The organism is Persephonella marina EX-H1, from assembly GCF_000021565.1.
GTDB classification, from domain to species: Bacteria; Aquificota; Aquificia; order Aquificales; family Hydrogenothermaceae; genus Persephonella; species Persephonella marina.
The window spans coordinates 1870553-1887472 of record NC_012440.1; the positions used below are offsets into that span (position 1 = coordinate 1870553).

A 16920-nucleotide genomic window follows, 5' to 3' on the forward strand; every position below is an offset into this window, starting at 1 on the left:
TCTCTTATTAAAATAGGCCCTCTTTCATCGGTTTTCTCTCAACAAGCTGTCCAACTCTAACTCTCATTATCTGTTTCTCATCCCCTTTAACAACCGTCCAGGCCTTGTTCTCCTGTATCTGATTTGTAACCTCAAGTGTCACAGGGAGCTTCACCATATCACACTCTTCTGTTTTCTTGAAAGGATCAACAACAACCTGGAATGTGTAAACATAAAACTCCTGACCGGGCTGAACACCTGCCTTTGATCCAACATTTATAAGAGCGTATCTTGATTTTTTATCAGGTGCTGTTCTTGTCTGGATTATATATCCTCTGACCTTGAAGTATTTTGAGAGATCCTCTTTAGCCTCGGCTATAGCATTCATAGCAGCCTTTTTTATACCACCTATGATCGCATCAAATGTTAGCTGTGGTGTTTTTCCAAGAACTTCCCTTCCTGAGATATTCTTCGCAAGAACAACCTCTCCGGTCTCTACATCTATTATCTTTATTGTTAGATCTGTAGAAAGATTCCATCCTTCCTGTGTTTCTATGGCAGCAGCTGCTATAGCTCCAACAAGACCAAGATGCTGAGAGAGACCTTTTTTAGCATACTCAGCGGATATCCATTTAAGATTAACGTTGTTCACAGAACCTGTGATTATGTACTTAACACCTGCAAGTTTTCCAAGCTGAACGAGCGTGTTAACATCTGTAAGTCCTGACTGCTGAAACTGCTGTTCCTGCATAACCTTTTGGAGATCTCTCCTTGTGTAAACCTTTGCTCCACCCATCTCAACAAGCTGAGCTGTAACACCCTCTGCAACACTCTCTCCAAGTCTTGCATTAACATCCCTTGTTACCATCTCAAGCTGTTTCTGATAATCTCCCGCTGTCGCCTCACCGTAAACAATACCTACAGCTCCTGGAGCAACACCAACACCTGCTGCTCCGACTGTAGCTTCTTTGTACTGACCGGTCTCCTGAGATTGTAAAACCTTTGCAGCATCAAAGGTTGTATTGTTTGTAAAATCAACAACCGCAACCCTTGGAATAGCCATCTCATAAGCTGTTTTACATGCCTCAGGAATTTCTTCAACTTTCCTGTCAAGGGGTGTTATATCGTAGGCTGTTGGGTCTACCTCCTTAACCCCTCCTACACAGGAAAATAGAAATGAAGCCATAAAGACAGATGCACAAAAAACGGCAGCCTTTCGGATTCTCATATCTGCTCCTCCCAGATTGATCTGTTATTAAATCATCATATTTTTATATTATGTTATTATGAATGAAAGATAGTACACATTTATAATTATAAGTGAATTAATATTATAGTAAATACCTGGGAGGAAAATGTAATGGGAAAATTACCTGTATATACATTAATGATTTTATCATTGATCTTTTTCTCAATCTCATGTGGAGGTAAAAAAACTGTAAAGCAGAGTCCTTACGAAGTTCAGCAGGAAAAGGCAAGAAAAGCCTTTGAAGAACTTGAAGAGGAGTCTGAAAAACCTGTTGAACAGCTGAAACTACCTCTTGAAGACCAGAAAAAACCTGAAAAAAAAGCTGTAAAAAAGAAGCCTGAGGTAACAAAAAGAGAGGTAAAGATAGCAAAAAGAGAGATTAAAACAAAATACCCTTTAAAAAACGGCTATCCTGTATGGGTTTATAATCCAAACTATGATGGATATCTTGGAGCTGTGGGTATAGCAAAAAAAACCAGAGGAGGGTATCCTCAGCAGAAGAGAACAGCTGTAGCTATAGCACAGGCAAATCTTGCAAAACAGATAAAGATACTGGTAAATGCTGAAGTAACTACAGAAAAGATAAATGTTGATACAAGAACTCTCCAGTACTACAGGTCAAAGATAAGATCTCTTTCCAAACAGGAAGCCCAGGCGTACCTCAGAAATACAAAGGTTATGGATGAATGGATAGATCCTAAAACAGGAGATCTTTATGTCTGGGTTGTCCTTGAAAAATAGGACCTGATATTTTCAAATATCTCGTCCTGCAGACTGAACATAACCTGTGCTTCTTTTTCTGATCTCTCATGATCGTAGCCTAAAAGATGAAGTATACCGTGTATGAGAAGTCTGATTATCTCCTCCCTGTAAGGTAAACCTATCTCTTCAGCCTGCTTTTTAGCGTATGGGAGGGAGATAACAACATCTCCCAGTATCCTGTACCTGTACTTAGGAGGCTTCTCATCTATAGGGAAAGAGAGAACATCTGTAGGTTTATCTTTCCCCCTCCACTGCCTGTTAATCTCTTTTATAGTGCTATCGTCTGTAAGAGTTATACTTATCTCTACATTATCAATATTAAGGTGTTCTAATATCTTTTCAACAGCCTCTTTAACAAACTTTTTAGTTATACTTCTGTCTCCCAGCTCTTTATTTATAAGTATCCTGTTCATATATTATTCCTTTTCCTGTTCGTATCTGTCGTAAGCTTTTATAATTCTCTGGACAACCGGATGTCTCACAACATCCTTCTCTGAAAATCTTACAAAACCTATCCCCTGAACATCCTTTAAAACCTCAAGTGCCTCAACAAGACCTGACTGTGATACCTTTGGAAGGTCTATCTGTGTTATATCTCCCGTTATAACAGCCTTTGAACCAAACCCTATCCTTGTCAGGAACATCTTCATCTGTTCTTTTGTTGTGTTCTGTGCCTCATCAAGAATGATAAAAGCATCATTCAAGGTTCTCCCTCTCATAAATGCGAGAGGTGCTATCTCTATAATATTTTTCTCAAGCATATCGGCTATCTTACCAGCATCAACCATCTCATAAAGAGCATCATAAAGAGGTCTCAGATAAGGGTCCACTTTCTCTGTTAATGTTCCCGGGAGAAATCCAAGCTTTTCTCCAGCCTCAACAGCAGGTCTTGTAAGTATAATTCTGTTAACCCTGTTCTGCTTGAGATATGAGACAGCCATAGCCATTGCAAGGTAAGTTTTTCCTGTTCCGGCTGGACCTACACCAAATGTTATATCGTTCTTCTTTATAGTCTCAACGTAAAGCTTCTGTGTAGGCGTTTTTGCCATTATAGGCTTTTTTCTGTGTGTAAAAAGTATAGCCTCTCCTTCTTCTCTGTATGGCTTCTCCTTTATTTCAGACTCAGCCTTAAATCCTATAGCAAGATTTCTTACATCCTGAGGTGAAAGTATATGTCCTACCTCAAAGTATGATGATACCTTCTCTAAAAACTCCTCAAACCTGTCTAAAGCCTCCTGAGAACCTTCAGCTATAAGACTTGTTCCCCTAGCAAAGATATGTATACCGAATATCTCCTCAAAGAACTTTATATTCTCATCCTTGTTCCCAACAACATTAAAAAATGCCTCTACCGGTATCTGTACTTCTAACTTTAAAATTTTTATCAACCTCCTTAAAGATTTTTACTGTGATAATTTATTCAAAAATCAATAATTTCAAGTTTTAAAGACTGAACCACCCTTCAGGAAGATCTACAACAACCTTTCTTCCTTCTGTATCAACTTCCTTAACAAACTCTTTGATAAAAGGAAGATGTCTGACCTTATCATCAACACATTTTATTATCAGGTAGGCTGTTGGAAGTCTATCATCAACCTTTATTATCTTTCCTATAACCTTCCCATTAAAAATAACATCCATATCAATAAGCTGGTACTCATAGAACTGATCCTTATCAAGCTCCGGAAGTTTATGACTCTCAACATAAAAGTATCTGTGTTTTATCTTTTTCGCCTTGTCTATATCGTCAAACCCTTTAAACCTGATAAGATTTTTCTTTTTTGAGAAATGTTCAATATAGAGTGGAACAAAATTTCCCTCTTTATCCTTTATGTAAATAACATCTGGAAGATCAAAGTTTGGTGGAAAGATCTCTATCTTAAGATCACCTCTAACGCCGTGAGTTCCGTGTATCTTTCCTGCTATTACAAAATCCTCCCTTTTCTCTCCCATCTTTTTTATCTGCCTCTTCTTGTGGCTATATTTATCTCCTCTATGCCGTTCTGTTTTGCTATATCCATAACCTTTACAACCTTCCCGTACTGAACTCTTCTATCTGCGATGATAACTAGTGATTTACTTGTCTGACTTTTTATATACTCTGCTATCTCCTTTTCTGACACCTTTTTATTTCTTATATAGTAGTTACCTTCCTTATCAACAATGATCTTGAGAGGTTCAACAGATGTTTTTTCTGCTGTTGCCTTTGGAAGTTCAACATTTATTGAAGATATAGGAGCAAGTGTACTCACTATCCCAAGGAACAGAATTATTATGAATGCTATATCAACAAGAGCTGTCATATCAACTATAAAGTTACTGTTGTCTTCAAGCCTGCTGAACTTTCTGAAATTCATCTCTCACTTCCTTTCTGTTCAATATTTGTAAGCTGGTAAACAAGCTCAACAGCAAGACTTTCAAGTTGAGTAACAAGGAAGTTAACCTTTGACTTGAAATACCAGTAAGCAGCAAGAGAAGGGATAGCTATTGAAAGACCAAAAGCTGTTGTTATCAATGCCTGAGATATACCTTTTGAGAGAAGTTCTGGATTACTCAAGCCTTCAAGAGATAACGCCTCAAAAACCTGTATCATACCTGTAACAGTTCCAAGGAAACCCAGTATAGGTGCTATAGCTGCTATGGCACCCATAGCATTAACATAACCTTCAAGTTTTGGTATCTCCATCCTTGCGGCCTCTTCAGCAGCAAGCCTCAGATCATTTTCTGATCTCCTTCCCTTAATAAAAGCCTCAAGAATTCCAGCTATAAGACTTGTGGCAACGCTGTTTGAGGATTTTGCAACGGTTAAAGCCTCTGGAACTCTACCTTCCTTAAGGTAAAAATCTATCTCCTCTATCTTTTTAACAGGGAAACATCTCTTAAATGATAGTGAGAAAGATCTCTCTATGATGAAAGCAACAGCAAGAACACCTAAAAATAACAGGGGATACATTAAAGGTCCGCCTTTCTGGAAGATCTGTATTACATATTCCAAGCTCATTCCTCCTTTTATTCAAAACATTCTGGGAGATTCTTAATCAAGGACTGAAAAACCTCTCTCTGTTCTTCAGTCAGCTGGTCTTGATTTATAGGTTTTAAAATACAGGAAGCCTCAGATCTTCTACCCTGCTTTTTCATTATTTCGGCAACCTTCAACCTTGCCTTTATAACCTGTTCTGTAGCATCAGGATATAAATATATAACATTTATAAAGCTGTTTAAAGCATTTTCAATATCCTCAAGTTTCTCGTATATAAGACCTATCAGGTAGTAGCTTTCGGCAACATTGTTATAGTCTGAGCTGTTTAAAGCCTCCTCAAGATATCTTAAAGCATTCTGGAAGTAACCGTTCTCAAACTGTATCTTTCCAAGATAAAAGGCTATATCAGCTCTGTATTTTGGGAATCTTGTGTATATCTCCTCAAAATAGCTTTTTGCTTCGGTGTATCTTCCCGCCTTGTATAAAAGCATCGCAAGCTTGAACTTGTTCTCATCAGTTGCTGGAAGTTTTTTCATAACAGCAATAGCTTTATCAAGATCTCCCTGTTCCTCAAATATCTTTGCAAGGAGTTCTTTTGCCTGGACGTTAAACTCACCACGTGGGTATATCTTTATATACCTTGTGAGTATCTTAACAGCCTGATCCTTATCACCGGATATATACTTAAGATAACCAAGCTTGTAAAGTGCATACTCTGACTCTTTAATATCAGCCTCAATAAGCTCCCTGTAAATCTTTTCAGCCTTATCATACTCCTGCTTTTCAGTGTAAAGATCACCAAGTTGTAGTTTTAAAAGTGATACAAAAGGATACTGTGGGTATTTCTCAATGAATTTCTCTATCTGTGATGCAACATCTGCCCCAGATTCTTCCATCTCAAGGACTGTAAGCTGGTAGGCTGCATCTATAGCCTCAGGAGTGTTCGCATGTTCCTCAATAAACTGCTGGTATATCTTTCTTGCCTTTTCCTTCTGACCTGCGTTGTAGTAACTGTCCGCCATTCTTAACACTGCAAGGTTCCCAAGCTCCGTACCTCTATACTTTTCTGCATAATCCCTGAAAGCTTTTATAGCTTCAATATATTTACCTTCTGAGAAGTAGGAGTAAGCGTAAAGATAACCTGCCTGCTGAGCTATCTTATCATCTCCCTTTGATAACTCCCTCAGTATATCCCTCGCCTTATCTATATCCCCCTTTCTCATAAATATGTATGCAAGTAAAAACCTGCTTTTTCTGTCTTTTTTTCCTTTCACAAGGCTGTAAGCCTTATCAAGATCTCCCGCATTAAAAGCACTAACAGCCTTCATATATTCATCTGTAAATGCCTCATAGGCCTTCTGGTAGTTTCTCTTTTTAAAGAAAAACCATCCAAGCATATTTTTAGAGTACTCAGGATCAAGATCCTTAAGCTTCCTCACAGATTCTAAAAACTTCTGATCTTTATTAAGCTTCAGGTATATGTATGTAAGGTATATAAGAGCTTTTTTCTTTAGATCATCGGAAACGGAAAAATCAACAGCCTTCTCGAAATAGTCAGCTGATAGAGGTATTTTTCCCATCTTCATAAGTGTAAACCCTGTGTAAAGATAAAACTCAGGTGAATCAATACCTTTCATTATCAGATAAGCATACTCATACTTTCCCCTGTTGTAAGCTGTTATAGCAAGCTTCTTCCTGAGAAAGTCTTTATAAAGCTTTGAAACCTGAAGTGATTTCTGGAGAAGGGCAAATGCTGTCTCAAAATCATTTTTCTCAGAGTATATATCTGCAAGCTGTATATAAAGGTTCTGTGCAAGCCTTCTGTTCCTTGGCTCTAAGGAACCAGCCTTATCAAAAGTTCCTTTAAGATCTCCCTTTTTAATATCAATAATTCCAAGACCGTATATAACATAATCTGATATCTTCTCTACAGTTCCGTAACCCTCAAGGAATTTTTTGAAAAGCTCCTCAGCTTTATCTAAATCTCCTGTGTTCAGCTTTATAAAACCTTTAAGTATTAGAAGATGCTTTGTGTATATCTTATCCTTTACATTCTGTATATCCTTTTCAGCCTGTTTGTAATCCTTTCTGCTGAAATTAACGTAGCCTTTTATATAATGGCAGTACTCAACAAAGTTTATATCAAGCTCAGTACAGTCTATATCCTTAAGAAGGTTATAACCTTCATCAATACTTCCTTTCATAACAAAGTTTACAGCATGAAGGAACATACTGTTTATATCCTCATACTTTATTCTTCTCAGGAACTGATCTGTTTCGTCTGTTTTCTCTATCTGGAAGGATAGTATCGCCGCTGACATACATGAAGCATCCTTCTGGGGAAATACATACTTGTGGAAACATCCTCCCTTAAAATACCTGTAAGCTTCCTTCTTGTTATCCATCCTGTAGTATATAAGTCCAAGAAGGTAATGGGCCGTCCCTGAAAATCCTGTTTTTGGATACTTTTTTATAAGTTTCTCAAGCTTTTCTCTCGCCGTAATATAGTTCCCTCTAAAGAAACTCTCTATACCATCTGCAAGAAGGGCGTTTTTCTCAGGAATACCAAGGACTGCCTGGGGTTTTTCCATATTTACAACTGGTGGATCCACAGTGTAAGGTGGAACAGGTTTTATCTCCTGTGTGAATATCTCAACCTTTAGCTTTTCTTTAAACTGAATAACATCAGGAGCTTCAAGTGGCGGTATCTCTTCCCTCTTTTCTGCTATGATCTCTATGGGAAAAACAACCTCGGGAACTTTTATCTGGACGGAAGAGAAAGCTTTCTGGATTGAAATGAGAGTGATGAAAACAAGAAATATAACTTTCCTCATACCTGAACCTCTACTATCTTTTTAGCCGCCTCAATATCCTCCTTTATCTGGTCAGAAAGCTGTTTTGTATCCTCAAACTTTTTCTCAGGTCTTATATATTCCTTAAAAAATATTCTCACATATTCCGATTCTGGATTTATATTCTTATCTATAACGTGAGCTTCTATAAAAAGTTTCTTTCCATCAACTGTAGGTCTGTAACCAAAGTTTATAACAGCAGGATGCTGATCACAGTTAAATGATACATAACCTGCATAAACACCTTTTTTCAGACAGAGATCAGGTGGTGGGATTATGTTTATCGTTGGGAAGCCTAAATCCTTCCCTTTCCCATCACCTTTAACAATCCTGCCTTTTATACAGTAATCCCTTCCTAAATATTTTGAGGCCTCTTTTATCTTTCCCTCTCTGAGAAGAGACCTTATAAGAGTACTGCTTATCCTCTCTCCATCTTCCTTTATTGGATCAACAACCTCTATTGTAAAACCAAGCTCTTCAGACTTTCTTTTCGCATACTCTATATCTCCCTCTTTCATATAACCAAAACGCCAGTCATAACCGACTATGATATGTCTGCATCCTAACTTCTCAACAAGAAATCTTAAAAACTGATCTGCTGTTTTTTTCAGAAAATTCTGATCAAACTTTATAACATAAACAAAATCAATACTTTTTCTGCTCAGAAGGTCTATCTTTGTGTTTATATCAGTTATAAGACATGGGGCTTTATCAGGATTGAGGAACTTTTTTGGGTGTGGATCAAATGTTATAACAAGTGATCTTAAATTTTTTTCTTTAGCCCTTTTCTTTACCAGATTAAGTATCTCTACATGTCCCTTATGGAAGCCATCAAAACTCCCGATTGTACATACAGTTTTCTCATTTAAAGGCAGGTCTCTATCAGTTATTACCTTCATTCTTCCTCTTCTAAAAATTTATTTGCAACATCAATGATAACCGAGTAAGAAAAACCTCTATTCTTTAAAAATTTTACTACAGTATGGAACTGTTTTTCTTTTTTATACTTTTTCTTCAGAAGGTTGTAGGCTGTTTCAAATTCTTCATCATAGGATATCTCAGGTGGTTCAACACCTTTAGAGTAAAACTTCTTCTTTATATAGATAGGACTTTTGCCTTTTTCTTTAAGTAATGAGCTGAGTCTTTCCTTCAGCTTTTGATCATCAAGGTAACCTTTCTGTACCAGATACTGAACTACCTGATCTGACTCTTCCGGATCAAATCCCTTTTTTACAAGTTTATCTTTAAGCTCAGATGAGAAGTAATCCCTTTTTGATAGAAGCTTAAAAGCGTAGGACAGAGCTTCCCTTTTCAAACAATATCTCCACCCATTCCATACATTCCAGAATCATACTCACCTGAGGATATGCCCTTTATCTTCAGCTCAAGATCAGCTGGATTTGAGGCATAGGCAAGTGCATCCTCGTATGTTATCCATCCCTTGTTGTAAAGATCCAGTATAGCCTGATCAAATGTCTGCATTCCGTACTGGGATCTTCCCTTTTCCATAAGATCAGTTATCTCTTCAAACTTATCTGGATCAATAATTGCATCATATATAGCCCCTGTGTTTATAAGAATCTCAACTGCAGGAACTATACCTTTACCATCTTTCCTCGGTATTAGTCTCTGTGATATAACAGCTCTCAGTGTTGTTGCAAGGAGAAGTCTTATATGGTTCTGTGCTTCAAGTGGAAACATATCTATAATCCTGTTTATAGTTTCCTTTGCGTCCTGTGTGTGTAGTGTGGAGAAAACAAGGTGCCCTGTTTCAGCAGCTCTCAGTGCTGTCTCTATAGTCTCAATATCCCTCATCTCACCAACCATAATAACATCAGGGTCTTCCCTTAATGCAGCTCTAAGGGCTGTTGAGAAATCATTTGTGTCAAGACCTATCTCTCTCTGGACTATGTAACACTGTTTATCCCTGAATATATACTCTATAGGATCCTCAATTGTTACAACAACATCTCTTCTTCTCTCATTTCTGTAATCTATCATGGCTGCAAGTGTTGTTGATTTACCTGAACCTGTTGGACCTGTTACAAGAACAAGCCCCCTTGCTTCCATAGCAATATCTTTCAGTTTAAGAGGGAGGTTTAACGCCTCTATTGTAGGTATGTCTGTTTTCAAAACCCTGAAGGCAAAAGCGTAAGTTCCTCTCTGCTTGTAAATATTAACCCTGAATCTGCTCAGACCTGGTATTGAGTATGATATATCAAGCTCACCATTTTTTATTAGCTCTGATCTCTTTCTCTCTGTTTTTACAACCCTTCCTATAAATTTAACAATATCCTCTTCCTTTAATCTCTCATACTTATCAAGATACTGGAGCTCCCTGTTTACCCTCACAACAGGAGGAAGGCCTACCTTAAGATGTATATCTGAAGCTCCCACCTCAACAGCATTTGTAAGTATCTCGTCAATATTCATATAGCATCCTCCCTTCCTTTATTGAGAGGTCTTTAAAAACTCCTCCCTTATTCTGTTTTCTATCTCCTGTGCTATATCTGGATTCTGTTTTAAAAACTCTCTCGCCTTTTCCCTTCCCTGTCCTATCTTTGAATCTCCGTAAGAGTACCATGCTCCACTTTTCTTTATTATTCCTATCTCTTCCCCAAGGTCTAAAAGCTCACCTTCCTTTGAAATTCCCTCACCATATATAACATCAAACTCAGCCTCTTTGAATGGTGGTGCAAGCTTGTTTTTAACAACCTTTACCTTAACCCTGCTCCCGACCTTCTCACCTGAGTCCTTTATATCTTTCTTTCTAACCTCAAGTCTCATATCTGCGAAGAACTTTATAGCCCTTCCACCTGTTGTCGTTTCAGGATTTCCAAACATAACACCAACTTTTTCCCTAATCTGGTTTATAAGAATGAGAGATGTGTTTGATTTATTAACAGCACCTTTAAGAACCCTCATAGCTTTTGACATAAGCCTTGCATGTAACCCAACATTACTGTCCTCAATATCACCTTCAAGCTCAGCTTTTGGAACAAGAGCTGCAACTGAATCAATGATGATAACATCTATAACGCCACTTCTTATAAGCGTTTCAGCTATCTCAAGAGCCTGTTCACCATAATCTGGCTGTGATATTATCAGATCCTCAAGATTAACACCTATAGCTTTTGCATACTTAGGATCAAAGGCATGCTCAGCATCTATGAATACGGCTTTACCGCCTCTTTTCTGTGCTTCAGCTATAATATGAAGTGTGAGTGTCGTCTTTCCTGAAGACTCAGGTCCGTATATCTCAACAACCCTTCCCTTGGGAACACCACCTATCCCGGTTGCTATATCAAGTGTTAAGGAGCCTGATGGTATAACATCAACAGTTTTCTCAGCTTCAGAGCTGAGAGTCATTATTGACCCTTTCCCAAACTTCTTCTCAATCTGGGCAAGGGCACTCTCAAGTGCTTTCTTTTTTGCCTGTAACTCCTTTTGATCTAAAACTTCACTCATCTATAAATATCCTCCGTTATTATTTATTCGGCAGAAACAACCCTTGGTACAACAAAAAATCCATCCTCACTTTGAGGAGCATTTTTGAGGGCATCATCATTTGTTAAACCTTCCTCAGGTATATCTTCCCTCAATGGTGCTTCCTGATCTATCATCTCATAAAAAGGTAATATATTCTCCGTATCAAGTTCTTCCAGTTTTTCAATAAAACCTAATATATCTGAAAGCTGTTTTGAGAAAAGCTCAACTTCCTCTTCTGTAAGCCTTAATTTTGCAAGCTGTGCAACCTTTTCAACAGTCTGTCTGTCTATCATCTCCAACCTCACAAAATTTTTTTAACTTCCGATAATAATTCTAACATCTGTAGCATATATGATAAAAATCATTTTAAATAAATAACTTTTAGCTTAAATTATTAACAACTTCAGTTAGCATCCCCCTCCCTCCCCCTCCATTTCCTGCGGGTCACAGAAGACCCGCCTTTTTATTTTTTTCTTCTTTTTCTGAAATACATCTCAAGCCATTTTAATGCTTTTTCTGGCTTATCTATAAGATCCTCTTTACCATTTTTTATAAGAACCGCCTTCTGTTTCTCTGAGAGCTTATAGCTTTTCATAGCCTCTTTCTTTGCTTTATTTATCCATCTTTTTATCTTTTCCTTGTCCTGAAGGACATCTTCAGGAAGTTCAAGACCTGTTTTCTCAGATAGAGATCTTGCATAGGCTATCTGCTTTTCTGAAGGTTTTGTTTCCTTATGCTGATCAATAAACTCCTTAAGCTTTTCAGGATCATCAATTATGTCTGATATATCTTTGCCATGTTTTTTTGCAAGATCAAGGGCATAATCCTTCATCTTCTTGCTTATAACATTCTTCGCACCTTCAACAGACTTTCTGTATAGCTCCTCAACAAACTCCTTCCAGTCTTTTTTCTTCTCCTCAACAGCATCAAGAAACTCTTCCATCCTTCTTGTAAAATCGTAATCTATAACCCAGTTGTACTTCCCGTTAAGGTAGTCTATGAGATGGTATGCAGCCTCTGTAGGTCTTAAAGAACCTCCTTCTTTTACAACATATCCTCTATCTTTTATCGTTTTTATGATCGTTGCGTATGTTGATGGCCTTCCTATCCCGAGCTCCTCAAGTTTTCTGACAAGACTTCCTTCAGTGTATCTTCCTGGAGGCTTTGTCCATTTTTCCTCAAGCTTCTGGTCTACTTTCTCTACTGTCTCTCCCTTTTTCAGATCAGGAAGTCTCTGGGTTTCTTCTTTATCCTCAATGTTGTAAACCTTCTTGTAACCGTCAAACTTAAGAACCGAACCTGTTGTTTTGAACACATATCCACCTATATCAAAGAGAGCGGTTGTTCTGTCATAAACAGCGTCTTTCATCTGGCTTGCTATAGTTCTCTGGTATATAAGCTTGAGAAGTTTAAAGTGATCCTCAGTAAGTCCTTTTTCAGATACTAGCTTTCTCTGTGTGTCCAGATCAACAAAGTTAGTTATTCTTATAGCCTCATGTGCATCTGCCTGTGTATTTTTTGATCTGTAAACCCTTGTTTTTGATGGTAGATACTCCTTACCAAAACTCTTTTCAATAAACTTCCTGATACCTGTTAGAGCCTCCTTTGATATTCTGACACTATCAGTTCTGTGGTATGTTATAAGACCGTTCTCAAAAAGATCCTGAGCAAGCATCATCGTTTTCTCAGGTGCAAATCTAAGCTGTGAGTTTGCTGTCTGCTGTAGAGAAGATGTTGTGAATGGAGGCTTAGGAGACTGTTTTACCTCTTTCTTCTTAATATCCTTCACAACAGCCTGTCTGACAGTTTTTATACCCTCGTATATCTTCTTTGCAAGCTCTTTATCCTCAAGACGCTGTTTCTCGTAGTACGATACAAACTGTGTATCATCTTTCTTCAGAATAGCTGTAAGAACATAGTAAGGTGTTGGTTTGAACTGCTGTATCTCCCTTTCCCTCTCAACTATAAGCCTCACAGCTGGAGACTGAACTCTACCAACAGAGAACCTTCCTCCTATCTCCTTTGATGCTATAGGGGAGAGCGTATAACCAACTATCCTGTCCCCAACCCTTCTACCAAGGAAAGCATCAAAAAGTCCAAAGTTTGTCTGTTCAAATTTTGGTGCTTTTTTGATTATATCCTTGACATGTTTCTCTGTTATCTCATGAAACTCGGCTCTCTTTATATCTTTTGCCTTTTTCTTCAGCTCCTCATACATAAAGTATCCTATAGCATAACCCTCTCTATCAGGGTCTGTTGCTATATAAACCTCTGCATTCTCAGCGAGTTTTTTTACCTCTGAAAGCATCTTCCTGTGGTTTTTAGACTTTATCACAAACTTTGGTTTAAATGTTTTCAGATCAACACCCATCTCCTTCTCAGGGAGATCCTTAAAATGTCCTATTGTTGCTTTAACAGAGTATTCCTTACCTAAGAATTTCTGTATCTCCCTTGCTTTTTTCGGAGATTCCACTATTACAATCTTTTTAGTTTTCTTATCTCCCATCTTTACCTCTCTTTTTTGAACCATGGATCTTCAAGCCCAACTGATCTGAAAGCCTCAATCCTCTGTCTGCAGGTTGCACACTCACCACATGGAGGGATCGTCCCTCTGTAGCATGAGTATGTCTTTTCGTATGGAACACCAAGCTCCAGACCAATTCTCAAAACATCCGTTTTTGTCATACCTAAAAAAGGTGTATAAACTGTAATCCTGTTTTTCTTTTTTGCAACCATAACTGAAGAGGCATTGATAGCTGCCTCGGCAGCGGAAACAAACTCTGCTCTACAGTCAGGATACGGACTGTCAACAGAGTGAACGCCTATACCTATATTTTCTATCTCATAAATATCAGCAAATGATGCCGCTATAGAGAGAAAGTTAAGATTTCTCATTGGAACTGTTGTTACTGGTGGTCCTTCAGGATACTCCTCTGATGGTATCTCAACGGATCTGTCTGTTAATGCCGATCCCTTTATACCTTTTAGATGTGGAACTTCAGCTATAAAATGCTCCTCAACACCTGCCTCTTCTGTAAGTTTTTTTGCAAAATCAAGCTCTACCCTGTGTTTCTGTCCGTAATCAAATGAGACAGCATAAACTTTATCAAACTCTTTTTTTGCAAGCCATAAAAGTGCAGCACTATCCATTCCTCCTGAAACGAGGATTATTATGCTACTGGACTGCTTCATGTTTCTGAACTATCTCCTCCTTCTTTTCTTCTATCTTTTTTATCTTTCCACCTTTAACCTTAAGAGATCCTTCAAAAACACCTTTAGGCTCAATCAGTATCTGGTTGTAGTGTATTTCCCCAACAAACTTTCCACCTTCAAGAATCTCAACAATATTACAGTCAGCATTCCCATCAACAAAACCTTTAACTATGATCTTATCAGCAGTAATAACACCTTTAACCTTTCCGCTTTTACCAACCGTTACTATACCTTCACAGGATATATTACCTTCAACATAACCATCAATATGAACGGAACCTGAGAACCTAAGCTCACCTCTGATCTGCGATCCTTCACTTATTATAGTTGTCTTAGAACTGCTAACTGGTAATCTCTCGTTATCGCCCTTATTAAAGATTCCCATTGCACATGCCTCTCTTTTTCAAAGATTTTTTTGTAATCAAGTTTTTTCCACCTTATAAAATTGACAGGATTTAAAGGTCTTTGCAAGTATCTTATCTCATAATGGAGGTGAGGACCATTTATAAGACCTGTTCTTCCTGTATATCCGATAAGCTGTCCCTTTTCTATAAACTGGCCTGTTTTTACCTTTATCCTGCTCAGATGTCCGTAAAGTGTTTTAAACCCGTAGTTATGCTGAATTATTATAAGCTTCCCATAATTTCCCTTTCTCCCAGCATACTCAACTATCCCGTTAGCTGTTGCATAAACAGGGGTTCCGATCTTTGCCCTGAGATCAACACCTGGATGAAAATCCCTATTACCGTTAACAGGATGTTTCCTGTACCCAAATCTGCTTGTTATTACTGTCTCCCTCAGTGGAGAGCCATTTGGAACATTCTTAAAAAGAAAGTATATCTGTGATGTTGTAAGTGATACCTTTACTATCCTGTCAGATATATCAATATCCTCTTCAGGCTTCAGACCCATCATCTCTTCAATATTTTCAAGTTTTACCGAAAGCTGCTGGAGTTCTGCGGTTTTTTTATCTATATTCAGTTTTAGATCTATATTCTCAAGTATAAGCTGCCGGTTTTTCTTCATAAGCTCCTGCTTTTTCCTGTCAAGCTCGCTCACCTGGTAGTACAGGTACAGAATAACAGCAGAGCTTAAAAGTATGAAAAGAACAAGAAAAGCTGAAAAATATATGAAAAACTTTTTTACAAACTGTTTTAATGTGTACTGCTTAACACCATTTACATCATGAATTGTTATCGTAAATCTGTCTCTCATGATTAGTTCTGCTGTTTTTCAGCGGCACGCCATTTAAGGTAGCTCTCAATAAACGGATCTATATCTCCATCCATAACAGCCTGTATATTCCCCGTCTCATAACCTGTTCTGAGATCTTTTACCATCTGGTAAGGCTGGAACACGTATGATCTTATCTGGCTTCCCCATGATATATCCTTCTTCTCACCTTCAAGCTCCTTCTGTTTTTCCTTCTGCTTCTCAAGCTCATACTGGTAGAGTTTTGCCTTTAACATCTGGAGTGCCTTCGCTCTGTTCTGGATCTGTGATCTCTCGCTCTGGCAAGATACTGTTATACCTGTAGGTATGTGGACTATCCTCACAGCTGAGTCTGTTGTGTTAACATGCTGTCCGCCAGCACCTGAAGCCCTGAATGTGTCTATCCTGAGATCTTCCTCTTTTATCTCAACCTTCACCTCATCACCTATCTCAGGTATTACTGATACTGCTGAGAAAGATGTATGTCTTCTTTTGTTTGCATCAAAAGGTGAAATTCTTACAAGTCTGTGAACTCCCTGTTCTCCTTTAAGGTATCCGTATGCGTAAGGGCCTTTTACTATAAATGTTGCACTTTTTATCCCTGCAACATCATCAGGCTGATAATCAACCATCTCCACATCAAAGCCGTTCTTCTCAGCCCATCTGAGATACATTCTGAGGAGCATCTCCGTCCAGTCACAGGCCTCAACACCACCTGAGCCTGCCTGGAGTGTGACTATAGCATTTTTCATATCGTACTCTTCAGAAAGGAGGCTTGCTGTTTCAAGTTTTGTTATCTCTTTATCTAATGCTTCTATCTCCCTTTTTATCTCATCTTCTGTCTCCTTGTCGTACTCAAGCTCGAGGAGTTCTATAAACTCCTTTATATCATTTATCTTTTTCTCTACAGACTCTATCTCCTGTATCTTGTTTGCTATAGCATTTCTCTTTGATGATATCTCCTGAGCCTTCTTTGTGTCATTCCAGAAATCAGGTCTTCCCATCTCCTGATCAAGTTTAAAAAGTTCTCCCCTTAAAGATTCAGGATCAAGTATCTCCTTTATATTATTAAACTTATTTTCAAGCTGCTCTAACTTTTCCTTAAACTCCATTATCATCTTTAATCACCTTCCTTTTTCTCCCGCTATATTTTATATCTTTTACAGGAAATCTCAAGGATAAAA

The 16920-nt window shown here is 38.1% G+C and carries 18 protein-coding genes; 1 reads left to right on the plus strand and 17 read right to left on the minus strand.

Annotated elements, in window-relative coordinates:
* Positions 1 to 7: 7 nt before the first annotated feature.
* Positions 8 to 1207, minus strand: coding sequence for a lipoprotein (locus tag PERMA_RS09740; protein WP_012675998.1), 1200 nt, complete (start codon positions 1205 to 1207; stop codon positions 8 to 10).
* A 132-nt stretch (positions 1208 to 1339) separates the two neighbouring features.
* On the opposite strand from PERMA_RS09740, the gene PERMA_RS09745 reads away from it, so the two are divergent.
* Positions 1340 to 1969 carry an LPP20 family lipoprotein gene (locus PERMA_RS09745; RefSeq protein ID WP_012676762.1) on the plus strand — a complete coding sequence of 210 codons (630 nt, stop codon included), beginning with the start codon at positions 1340 to 1342 and terminating at the stop codon, positions 1967 to 1969.
* Here the strand turns inward: PERMA_RS09745 and ybeY are convergent.
* The 16 genes from ybeY to prfB form a co-directional block, all read right to left on the minus strand.
* Positions 1942 to 2403: an rRNA maturation RNase YbeY gene (ybeY, locus tag PERMA_RS09750; RefSeq protein ID WP_012676365.1), complete on the minus strand. Its 462-nt coding sequence runs from the start codon at positions 2401 to 2403 to the stop codon at positions 1942 to 1944. The genes PERMA_RS09745 and ybeY overlap by 28 nt on opposite strands.
* A 3-nt stretch (positions 2404 to 2406) precedes the next feature.
* Complete coding sequence (locus PERMA_RS09755; RefSeq protein WP_012676451.1) at positions 2407 to 3378, minus strand: PhoH family protein; 972 nt, start codon at positions 3376 to 3378, stop codon at positions 2407 to 2409.
* Between the two features lie 55 nt (positions 3379 to 3433).
* Positions 3434 to 3943, minus strand: coding sequence for a ribosome maturation factor RimM (rimM, locus tag PERMA_RS09760; RefSeq protein WP_012675613.1), 510 nt, complete (start codon positions 3941 to 3943; stop codon positions 3434 to 3436).
* A gap of 5 nt (positions 3944 to 3948) precedes the next feature.
* A complete protein-coding gene (locus PERMA_RS09765) occupies positions 3949 to 4347 on the minus strand; it encodes an ExbD/TolR family protein (protein ID WP_012676503.1) in 399 nt (132 codons plus the stop codon).
* Positions 4344 to 4985 (minus strand): MotA/TolQ/ExbB proton channel family protein, encoded by a 642-nt coding sequence (locus PERMA_RS09770; protein ID WP_012675612.1) that lies wholly within the window; start codon positions 4983 to 4985, stop codon positions 4344 to 4346. Before PERMA_RS09770 ends, PERMA_RS09765 begins: the two co-directional genes overlap by 4 nt.
* Before the next feature lie 14 nt (positions 4986 to 4999).
* Positions 5000 to 7804: a tetratricopeptide repeat protein gene (locus tag PERMA_RS09775; RefSeq protein WP_012676376.1), complete on the minus strand. Its 2805-nt coding sequence runs from the start codon at positions 7802 to 7804 to the stop codon at positions 5000 to 5002.
* Positions 7801 to 8721, minus strand: coding sequence for a bifunctional riboflavin kinase/FAD synthetase (locus PERMA_RS09780; protein WP_012675396.1), 921 nt, complete (start codon positions 8719 to 8721; stop codon positions 7801 to 7803). The genes PERMA_RS09775 and PERMA_RS09780 overlap by 4 nt, the downstream gene beginning before the upstream one ends.
* On the minus strand, positions 8718 to 9137 hold the full coding sequence (locus PERMA_RS09785; RefSeq protein WP_015899007.1) for a regulatory protein RecX: 420 nt from the start codon (positions 9135 to 9137) through the stop codon (positions 8718 to 8720). Before PERMA_RS09785 ends, PERMA_RS09780 begins: the two co-directional genes overlap by 4 nt.
* Positions 9134 to 10255, minus strand: coding sequence for a type IV pilus twitching motility protein PilT (locus PERMA_RS09790; protein ID WP_012676110.1), 1122 nt, complete (start codon positions 10253 to 10255; stop codon positions 9134 to 9136). Before PERMA_RS09790 ends, PERMA_RS09785 begins: the two co-directional genes overlap by 4 nt.
* An 18-nt stretch (positions 10256 to 10273) precedes the next feature.
* Positions 10274 to 11290: a recombinase RecA gene (recA, locus tag PERMA_RS09795; RefSeq protein WP_012675368.1), complete on the minus strand. Its 1017-nt coding sequence runs from the start codon at positions 11288 to 11290 to the stop codon at positions 10274 to 10276.
* 23 nt (positions 11291 to 11313) lie between these two features.
* Complete coding sequence (gene gatC, locus PERMA_RS09800) at positions 11314 to 11604, minus strand: Asp-tRNA(Asn)/Glu-tRNA(Gln) amidotransferase subunit GatC (protein WP_012676481.1); 291 nt, start codon at positions 11602 to 11604, stop codon at positions 11314 to 11316.
* A 170-nt stretch (positions 11605 to 11774) separates the two neighbouring features.
* The gene (gene topA, locus PERMA_RS09805; RefSeq protein WP_012676889.1) at positions 11775 to 13817 is read right to left on the minus strand and encodes a type I DNA topoisomerase; all 2043 of its coding nucleotides are present in this window, start codon (positions 13815 to 13817) and stop codon (positions 11775 to 11777) included.
* Positions 13818 to 13819: 2 nt separating this feature from the next.
* Positions 13820 to 14503, minus strand: a complete 684-nt coding sequence (gene queC / locus PERMA_RS09810) for a 7-cyano-7-deazaguanine synthase QueC (protein WP_012675805.1) — start codon at positions 14501 to 14503, stop codon at positions 13820 to 13822.
* Entirely contained in the window at positions 14487 to 14909 is a 423-nt protein-coding gene (locus PERMA_RS09815; protein ID WP_041530948.1) for a bactofilin family protein, read from the minus strand. Before PERMA_RS09815 ends, queC begins: the two co-directional genes overlap by 17 nt.
* Complete coding sequence (locus PERMA_RS09820) at positions 14846 to 15739, minus strand: M23 family metallopeptidase (protein ID WP_012676113.1); 894 nt, start codon at positions 15737 to 15739, stop codon at positions 14846 to 14848. The genes PERMA_RS09815 and PERMA_RS09820 overlap by 64 nt, the downstream gene beginning before the upstream one ends.
* 2 nt (positions 15740 to 15741) lie before the next feature.
* Positions 15742 to 16854 carry a peptide chain release factor 2 gene (prfB, locus tag PERMA_RS09825; RefSeq protein WP_012676841.1) on the minus strand — a complete coding sequence of 371 codons (1113 nt, stop codon included), beginning with the start codon at positions 16852 to 16854 and terminating at the stop codon, positions 15742 to 15744.
* Positions 16855 to 16920: the final 66 nt, after the last annotated feature.

What these genes read in the sequence shown, in the direction of transcription:
- PERMA_RS09820 (WP_012676113.1), bottom strand. Translation starts at nt 15,739, where the DNA reads ATGAGAGACAGATTTACGATAACAATTCATGATGTAAATGGTGTTAAG.
- PERMA_RS09765 (WP_012676503.1), bottom strand. Translation starts at nt 4,347, where the DNA reads ATGAATTTCAGAAAGTTCAGCAGGCTTGAAGACAACAGTAACTTTATA.
- PERMA_RS09780 (WP_012675396.1), bottom strand. Translation starts at nt 8,721, where the DNA reads ATGAAGGTAATAACTGATAGAGACCTGCCTTTAAATGAGAAAACTGTA.
- PERMA_RS09740 (WP_012675998.1), bottom strand. Translation starts at nt 1,207, where the DNA reads ATGAGAATCCGAAAGGCTGCCGTTTTTTGTGCATCTGTCTTTATGGCT.
- recA (WP_012675368.1), bottom strand. Translation starts at nt 11,290, where the DNA reads ATGAGTGAAGTTTTAGATCAAAAGGAGTTACAGGCAAAAAAGAAAGCA.
- prfB (WP_012676841.1), bottom strand. Translation starts at nt 16,854, where the DNA reads ATGATAATGGAGTTTAAGGAAAAGTTAGAGCAGCTTGAAAATAAGTTT.
- rimM (WP_012675613.1), bottom strand. Translation starts at nt 3,943, where the DNA reads ATGGGAGAGAAAAGGGAGGATTTTGTAATAGCAGGAAAGATACACGGA.
- ybeY (WP_012676365.1), bottom strand. Translation starts at nt 2,403, where the DNA reads ATGAACAGGATACTTATAAATAAAGAGCTGGGAGACAGAAGTATAACT.
- PERMA_RS09775 (WP_012676376.1), bottom strand. Translation starts at nt 7,804, where the DNA reads ATGAGGAAAGTTATATTTCTTGTTTTCATCACTCTCATTTCAATCCAG.
- PERMA_RS09745 (WP_012676762.1), top strand. Translation starts at nt 1,340, where the DNA reads ATGGGAAAATTACCTGTATATACATTAATGATTTTATCATTGATCTTT.
- PERMA_RS09815 (WP_041530948.1), bottom strand. Translation starts at nt 14,909, where the DNA reads ATGGGAATCTTTAATAAGGGCGATAACGAGAGATTACCAGTTAGCAGT.
- PERMA_RS09790 (WP_012676110.1), bottom strand. Translation starts at nt 10,255, where the DNA reads ATGAATATTGACGAGATACTTACAAATGCTGTTGAGGTGGGAGCTTCA.
- gatC (WP_012676481.1), bottom strand. Translation starts at nt 11,604, where the DNA reads ATGATAGACAGACAGACTGTTGAAAAGGTTGCACAGCTTGCAAAATTA.
- topA (WP_012676889.1), bottom strand. Translation starts at nt 13,817, where the DNA reads ATGGGAGATAAGAAAACTAAAAAGATTGTAATAGTGGAATCTCCGAAA.
- queC (WP_012675805.1), bottom strand. Translation starts at nt 14,503, where the DNA reads ATGAAGCAGTCCAGTAGCATAATAATCCTCGTTTCAGGAGGAATGGAT.